Consider the following 7623-nt stretch of genomic DNA (forward strand, 5'->3'; position numbering starts at 1 on the left):
TTGTACCAAGCCCTCTCCGCCACAGAATGAGTTTGCGCCCAACCTCATCCTGAGGAGGTCCCGGGACGGGGCCGTCTCGAAGGATGGGCGGCGGCGGCGAACGGAACGAACCAACAGAGGAAACGAACCTGAGATGAGCTCCAACAAGAACCTCTGATCCTGCCGGGCGACGGCATCGGGCCCGAGGTCATGGGTCAGGTGCGCCGCGTGATCGACTGGATGGACAAGCGCCGCGCGGTCACCTTCGACGTATCGGAAGACCTGGTCGGCGGCGCGGCCATCGACGCGCACGGGACGCCGCTGCACGACAACACCATGGCCGACGCCATGAACGCCGACGCCGTGCTGCTGGGCGCGGTGGGCGGGCCCAAGTGGGACGAGCTGCCCTTCGAGCAGAAGCCCGAGCGCGGCCTGCTGCGCCTGCGCAAGGAGATGCAGCTCTACGCCAACCTGCGCCCCGCCATCGTCTTCGATGCGCTGGTCGAGGCCTCGACCCTGAAGCCGGAGATCGTCCAGGGGCTGGACATCCTGATCGTCCGCGAGCTGACCGGCGGGGTCTATTTCGGCGAGCCGCGCGGCGTCGAGGAGCTGCCGGACGGCCAGCGCCGCGGGGTCAACACCCAGGTCTACACGACCAACGAGATCCGCCGGGTCGCCGCCGTCGCCTTCGAGCTGGCGAGGAAGCGCGGCAACAAAGTGACCTCGCTGGAAAAGGCCAACGTCATGGAGTCCGGCGTGCTCTGGCGTCAGGAGGTCACCAAGCTGCACAAGGAGTCCTTCTCCGACGTGGAGCTGGAGCACATGTACGCCGACAACGGCGCCATGCAGCTGGTGCGCAATCCCAAGCAGTTCGACGTGATGGTGACCGACAACCTCTTCGGCGACATCCTGTCCGACGAGGCGGCGATGCTGACCGGTTCGCTCGGCATGCTGCCCTCGGCCTCGCTCGGCGACATCGATGAGACGGGCCGCCGCAAGTCGCTCTACGAGCCGGTCCACGGCTCCGCCCCGGACATCGCCGGGCAGGGGCTGGCGAACCCGCTGGCGACCCTGCTCTCCTTCGCCATGTCGCTGCGCTATACCTACGATCTGGCGGACGACGCCGAGCTGATCGAAAAGGCCGTCCAGAAGGTGCTGGCCGACGGCAAGCGCACGGCCGACATCATGAGCCCCGGGGCGACCAAGCTCTCGACCGGTCAGATGGGCGACGCGCTGCTGGCCGAACTGGACGCCATGGCGGCGTGATCGCCGTTGACGGAGGCCGGGCGGTGGCGTACATCTCTCGCCCGAATGATGGACCCGACAGGACAAGAGCGATGTTCAAGCTCGCGGCGACGCTGACCAAAACCGGCAAGACCACCTCGAAAGAGGTGGCCTGACCCGTTTCGCGCGTCCCGAAGGTCCTGTAGTGGATCGAAGATCAAAGGAGGGGGTCGCTCGGAAACGGGCGGCCCCCTCAGCGTTTCAGGATGGCGGCGTTTCAGGATGGCGGCGTTTCAGGAGGGCGGCTGGACCCCATGGCGGTCCAACTCCCTGTCCAGAGCGCCGACCAGCCAGAGGAAGAACATGCGGAAGTCACTGATGAAGGACCAGAGAGGATAGGAGAAAGTGGCCGGCCTGTTGCGCTCCACGAAGAGATGGGCGAGCCAGGCGAAGCCGTAGCCGGAGACCAGCGCCGCCGCCAGCAGCCACCAGGTCTGCGTGGTGATGGCGAGGGCCAGCAGCACCAGCGCCAGCGCGGTGCCCAGGAAGTGGAGCAGCCGGGTCGCGGGCCTGCTGTGTTCGCGCAGGTAGAGCGGCCAGAACTCGGCGTAGCTTTCGGCCTTTAGGGCCAAGGCGCCCCTCCTTTCCTTGCAAACCGCCCGGGCGGGCCCTACGTGAAGCCTCGCCCGGAAGAATTCGAAGTTGAAGTCTAACCTCTAGAAGAGAGAGTGAAAAAGAGACGATGGGTTACAAGGTTGCAGTGGTCGGCGCGACGGGCAATGTCGGGCGTGAGATGATCCAGACGCTGGCCGAGCGGGAGTTTCCGGTCGACGAGCTGATCCCCTTGGCGAGCGAGCGTTCCGCCGGCCGGGAGATTTCCTTTGGCGAGGACCAGGTGGTCAAGGTCCAGGACCTGGCCAAGTTCGACTTCACCGGGGTCGACATCGTGCTGTCCTCGCCGGGCGCGAAGGTGTCGGCTGCCTATTCGCCCAAAGCGGCCGAAGCCGGGGCGGTGGTGATCGACAACACCTCCCACTTCCGCATGGATCCCGAGGTGCCGCTGGTCGTGCCCGAGGTCAACCGCGAGGCGATTGGCGGCTACACCCAGAAGGGCATCATCGCCAACCCCAACTGCTCGACCATCCAGATGGTGGTGGCCCTGAAGCCGCTGCACGATCTGGTGCCGATCCGCCGCGTGGTGGTCTCCACCTATCAGTCGGTCTCCGGCGCGGGCAAGGAGGGCATGGACGAGCTTTTCGAGCAGACTCGCAACATCTACATGAACCAGCCGATCGAGCCGAAGAAGTTCACCAAGCAGATCGCCTTCAACGCCATTCCCCACATCGACGTCTTCATGGACGGCGGTGCGACCAAGGAGGAGTGGAAGATGGCCGTGGAGACCAAGAAGATTCTCGACAAGTCCATCAAGGTCCATGCCACCTGCGTGCGCCTGCCGGTCTTCGTGGGTCACGGCGAGGCGGTCAACGTGGAGTTCGAGGACGAGATCGACGAGGAGCAGGCGCTGGCCGCGCTGAGGGCCGCGCCCGGCATCACCGTGATCGACTACCGCAAGGACGAGGGCTACGTGACCCCGGTCGAGTGCGCGGGCGAGGACGCCGTCTTCATCTCGCGTCTGCGGACCGACGAAACGCAGGAGAACACGCTCTCCTTCTGGTGCGTCTCCGACAACCTGCGCAAGGGCGCGGCGCTGAACACCATTCAGATCGCCGAGTGCCTGGTGCAGGACTACCTCGGTGGCTGACATCGTCGTGCGTTGGGCGGGTCCGGGCGACGCCGCGGCGATCGCCCGGATGCTCAACGCGCTGAACGTCTATGTCGGCTGCGAAGACGGCCTCTTCAGCGAGGCGCAGGTGCTGGACCACTTCTTCGGTGAGCGGCGGGTGGTGAGCGTGCTGCTGGCCGAAGCGGAGGGGCGAAGCGTCGGCCTCGCCACGCTGATCGACTTCTACAACAGCGACCGTGCGACCTTCTCCCTCTGGCTGAACGACCTTTACGTGGAGGAGGCCTGGCGCAGCAGCGGCGCTGGCCGTAAACTCATGGCCGCCGCCGCCAAGGAGGCCCTTGCGCGTGGCGGCGACAGTCTCTGGTGGGGCGTTCTGGACGAGAACCGCCGCGCCATCGCCTTCTACGACCGCCTCGGGGCCTCCAAGGACGAGGCGCATATCCTGGAACTGGAAGAGGCCTCGCTGCGCCAACTCGCCGCCGAGGCCTGATCCGCGCCCCTAGCCCTCCTGCTCGACGAAGGCGACGGCCTGGGTCGCGAGCCTCAGGACCTGGGGCCGGCGCGGCGGGTTCTTGAGCAGGCGGTTGAGCGCGGCCAGCAGCGTGCCGCGCAAAGGCGCCTCCGGGGCTGCTTCGATCTCCTCGGACACCGCCGTGGTCAGCTTGACCAGATGGGCCGTCACGATGGGCTCGGCCACGCCGTGGTCGAAGTAGCTCTTGAAGGTCTCGTTCAAGAAGGCCTCTGCGTCCGCCACGCCCCACTCCTGTTCCAGGTTGCCGGGCTTCACCGCATCGGCGTTGCGCCCGACGAAACAGGCGAGTTGCAGCAGGAAGGCCGGCCAGAGGCCGGGCTGGCGCTCGGCCAGCACGCGCCCGGCGTTGGCGAAGGTGATGGCGTGGGTGAAGGAAAGCCAGCTCTTGGAATCCGCCGGGTTCAGGTCGGTCCGCCTCTCCAGCGAGAGATCGAAGTGCAGCATGTTCCAGGCGGCGGCGCCGAGCAGCGCCCGGTAGAGCTCCTCGCGCCTACCGGCTGACGCCAGGGCGCGTTCCAGCGCCCGCTTGACGGGGAGTTTCCGGAAGTCCTCGGGTGCGGCCGGGGCGTCGTTTGACTCGTCCCAGGCCTCCAGGCTTGGCCGGTAGCGGCGGAACTCGGGGATCAGGTCTTCGCGCCAGTTCTCGCAGAGGCTCCGCGCGAGCAGCAGCACCAGCGGCTCCAGCGCGTCCTCGCCCAGGTGCTTCAGAAGCTCCCCGGTTTTGTAGACGTAGATCGCCGAATGGCCGAAGTCGGCGTAGTGGGCGAAGGCGGCGCGGGCCAGGACAGGCTCCAGCTCGTCCCACCCCAACCCCTGGTCCAGCGCACCGCGCAGAAGCCGTGTGGTCAGGGCTTCGTCCGACTCCTCGATGGCCGCTTCCAGGGCCTCGGGACTGTAGGGCGCGCGGCCCTCGTCGAAGGGCTTGGGGCCCTCGCCCAATCCGTCGTCGATGATGTGGTCGATCACCTCGACCAGCGGCACCAGCCGCTCGGCGGGCGTGTCGGCGTGGCGCGCGCGCAGGCCCAGCCAGTCGGCCGCGGCGCCCTGCGCGTGGGTCATGCCGTAGGGGTAGTTCGCAAGCGTCTCCCGGACGGCGATACCAACGCCTTCCAGCGGATTCCCGCCCGCCTTTTCCAGACGCGCCAACTCGCGGGCCAAGCGGCCCCTGTCCCTCCGCTTCAGGGAGTCCTTCAGGTTGGCTTCCGCTTCGGCGATCCGGGCCTCGGGCGGCGGGTCGGAGACATCGACGAAGACCTCGCCCGCGCGCAGTTCGACGGGATAGACCCGCACCTTGTCCCCTTCCTCGGTGCTGCCGTCCTTCAGGTCGAAGCGCCAGGCGTGCCAGTTGCAGGTCAGGCGGCAGTCCTGATCCAGGGTGCCTTCCATCAGGGGGTAGCCCTCGTGCGGGCAGCGGTTGTTGCAGGCGAAGACGCCCTCAGGGGTATGGAAGAGGGCCACCTGCTTGCCCTCGTGGCGCAGCAGCTTGCGGCCCTTCTCGGCCAGTTCCTCCAGCGATCCGGCGGAAACCCATTGATCCGGCATGGCGGCCCACTCCCGTTCTCTTCTGCACGACCTTCTTGTTACTTCACGCTTGCGGGGGGCCTTTTCAAGCGGCCCGTGCAAAGGCTATCAAGACCCGCATGGACAAGCCCATCCCCAAAAAGCCCGCCGAGGGCCCGCTCGGCCGCTACCAGGCCCTGCTCGACGCAGGCGAGGTGAAGCCGGACGAGGCCCAGGCGCACGCGGCGGAGAAGCTGCAAGGGCTGCATGAAGCGCTGAGGGGCTACAAGGCCCCGGCGCGGCGCAGCGGGTTTCTGGCGCGCTTTGGCATCGGCCGCGACGATCTGGCCGAGGAGGTGCCGCGCGGGCTCTATCTCTTCGGGCCGGTCGGGCGCGGCAAGTCCATGCTGATGAACATCTTCTTCGAGGGCGCGCCGGTGCTTCGCAAGCGGCGCGTCCACTTCTACGCCTTCATGGGCGAGGTGCACGACAAGCTGCACCACTGGCGCCAGAAGACCAAGGGGCAGGACCAGGATCCCCTGCCCAAGCTGGCCGCCGAGATCGCCGAGGAAACGCGGCTCCTCTGCTTCGATGAGTTCCACGTGGTCAACGTGGCCGACGCCATGATCCTGGGGCGGCTGTTCGAGGCTCTTCTGAGCCAGGGCGTGGTGATGGTCGCCACTTCCAACTGGCCGCCGGAGCGTCTCTATGAGGGTGGCTTGCAGCGCGATCGCTTCCTGCCCTTCATCGACCTGCTCTGCGAACGGCTAGAGGCCTTCGATCTGGGGGAGGGGTTGGACTACCGGATCGCCCGGCTGCGCGACCTGCCGGTCTATCACACGCCGCTTGGCCCGCGCGCCAGGGCGGCCATCGACAACGCCTTCGACAAGATCACCGACGGGGCGAAGCCGCAGGCCGTCACCGTAAAGGTGAAGGGCCGGGAGATCCCGGTGAAGATCGAGGCGCGCGGCGTCGCGCGCTTCACCTTCGAGGAGCTTTGCGCGCAGCCCCTGGGTTCGCTCGACTACCTGGCGCTCGCCCGGCGGTTCCACACGGTGATCGTCGAGGGCATACCCAAGCTGACCAGCGACAAACGCAACGAGGCCAACCGCTTCATGACGCTGATCGACCAGCTCTACGAGCATCACTGCAACCTGATCGCCTCCGCCGAGGCGCTTCCGGAGAGCCTCTATCCGGAAGGCGACGGCAGCTTCGAGTTCCAGCGCACCGTCAGCCGCCTGCAGGAGATGCAGTCGCGCGACTACATCGCCAAGCCGCACCTGGCCTAAGGGCCGGCTCTCTTCCGGCGCTGGATTGCAGAAAAACCTTTAGCTCCCTCTAAAATTGATCCAAGTCATGGTTGGGTCCTCCAAAAAGCCCTTCATTCCTTGTGGTTTTATTTCACACGGAAAGGAGTGAAGAAGGTGGTGGGACAGAGCAATAATTCGTTCTTGCCAAAGGTCTCCCGTTCGGCGCTGGCGGCGCTGGCCGTCCTGACGGGAACGGCGGGTCTGGCGCAGGCGGATGGGGATTGGACGGACGGTTTCATGATTCGGGGCCGCGCCATTGGCATCGTGCCCGATGAGTCGTCGAATCTACCCGGACTGAAGATCGACGACGCCGTGGTGCCGGAGTTGGATATCTCCTACTTCTTCACGGAGAACCTCGCGCTCGAACTGATCCTGGCCACGGCGCAGCACGAGGCGAGCCTGGGGTCCACGGCGGTCGGCGACTTCTGGATCCTGCCGCCGACCCTCATGGCGCAGTACCACTTTCCCATCGGTGAGAAGTTCAAGCCCTACGTCGGGGCGGGGGTGAACTACACGGTGGTCTACGGCGAGGATGCCGCCGCCGGTTTCTCTTCGCTGGAGATCGACAACGGCTTCGGCTGGGGCCTGCAGGTCGGTGTCGACTACATGCTGGATGAGCACTGGGCCATCAACGCCGACGTCAAGAAGCTCTGGCTGAACGTCGATGCCTCCGTGAACAACGGCGCGGTGCGCGCGGACATCGACGTGGATCCCTGGATTTTCGGCGTCGGGATCGGTTACCGCTTCTAGTCCGCGTCCGGCGGAGATCGGAGAAAGGGCCCCGGCGGCGGAGGTGTCGCCGGGGCCCTTCCCGCTTCAGGCCGCGCGTTCCGAAGGCGCTGCGACCGGAGGTGCTGAGACCGGAGGACTGAGAAGAATCGCCGTCAGCACCAGGGCGGCGGCGAAGGCTTGTTGAGGGCCGAGCGCCTCCCCGAAGAACAGCCAGCCGACGATCAGCATGGTGGGCAACTCGAAGCTTCCCGCGGCGGCGGCTCTGGCGGCGCCGACACGCGGGCAGGCGATGGTGTAGAGGAACTGCGGGATCAGCGCCGTGACGAGGCCCATGGCGAGCACCAGGGCCCACTGTCCCGCGCTGCCGGGCAGCAGCATGGCCGCCTCCGTCGTGACCGCTAGCGGGGCCAGTCCCAGGATCGCTCCCAGCATGCCCGAAGCCATGCGCTCCAGGGGATTGAGGCTGGCGGTCATGCCGCTCAGCACGACAATGATGAAGCCGAACCCGATGGGCGCGGGCAGCGACCAGAGCAGCGCCGCCATAGCGCCTTCGCCGAGGCTCTCGCCCTGGAACAGGACCAAGGCGCCGCCCAGGATCAGCA

General features: G+C 66.6%; 8 protein-coding genes. 5 read left to right on the top strand and 3 right to left on the bottom strand.

Annotated elements, in window-relative coordinates; all coding sequences use genetic code 11:
• Window positions 1-153: 153 nt before the first annotated feature.
• Window positions 154-1245: a 3-isopropylmalate dehydrogenase gene (gene leuB / locus P8X75_13730; GenBank protein MEJ1996242.1), complete on the top strand. Its 1092-nt coding sequence runs from the start codon at window positions 154-156 to the stop codon at window positions 1243-1245.
• 251 nt (window positions 1246-1496) lie between these two features.
• On the opposite strand, the gene P8X75_13735 is transcribed toward leuB, so the two are convergent.
• Complete coding sequence (locus P8X75_13735; GenBank protein ID MEJ1996243.1) at window positions 1497-1835, bottom strand: DUF962 domain-containing protein; 339 nt, start codon at window positions 1833-1835, stop codon at window positions 1497-1499.
• Window positions 1836-1945: 110 nt separating this feature from the next.
• On the opposite strand from P8X75_13735, the gene P8X75_13740 reads away from it, so the two are divergent.
• Together P8X75_13740 and P8X75_13745 are read left to right on the top strand one after the other, a co-directional pair.
• Window positions 1946-2965, top strand: coding sequence for an aspartate-semialdehyde dehydrogenase (locus tag P8X75_13740; GenBank protein ID MEJ1996244.1), 1020 nt, complete (start codon window positions 1946-1948; stop codon window positions 2963-2965).
• Window positions 2958-3437: a GNAT family N-acetyltransferase gene (locus P8X75_13745; protein MEJ1996245.1), complete on the top strand. Its 480-nt coding sequence runs from the start codon at window positions 2958-2960 to the stop codon at window positions 3435-3437. Before P8X75_13740 ends, P8X75_13745 begins: the two co-directional genes overlap by 8 nt.
• Before the next feature lie 9 nt (window positions 3438-3446).
• Here the strand turns inward: P8X75_13745 and P8X75_13750 are convergent, their stop codons facing one another.
• Window positions 3447-5021: a Rieske (2Fe-2S) protein gene (locus P8X75_13750; GenBank protein ID MEJ1996246.1), complete on the bottom strand. Its 1575-nt coding sequence runs from the start codon at window positions 5019-5021 to the stop codon at window positions 3447-3449.
• A 98-nt stretch (window positions 5022-5119) separates the two neighbouring features.
• On the opposite strand from P8X75_13750, the gene zapE reads away from it, so the two are divergent.
• Together zapE and P8X75_13760 are read left to right on the top strand one after the other, a co-directional pair.
• A complete protein-coding gene (gene zapE / locus P8X75_13755) occupies window positions 5120-6268 on the top strand; it encodes a cell division protein ZapE (protein MEJ1996247.1) in 1149 nt (382 codons plus the stop codon).
• Window positions 6269-6430: 162 nt separating this feature from the next.
• Complete coding sequence (locus P8X75_13760; protein ID MEJ1996248.1) at window positions 6431-7039, top strand: OmpW family outer membrane protein; 609 nt, start codon at window positions 6431-6433, stop codon at window positions 7037-7039.
• Window positions 7040-7105: 66 nt separating this feature from the next.
• On the opposite strand, the gene P8X75_13765 is transcribed toward P8X75_13760, so the two are convergent.
• Window positions 7106-7623, bottom strand: a 518-nt coding sequence (locus P8X75_13765; GenBank protein ID MEJ1996249.1) for a DMT family transporter, incomplete at its 5' end; no start/stop codon positions are given.

Source organism: Limibacillus sp. (assembly GCA_037379885.1).
Lineage (GTDB): Bacteria > Pseudomonadota > Alphaproteobacteria > Kiloniellales > CECT-8803 > JARRJC01.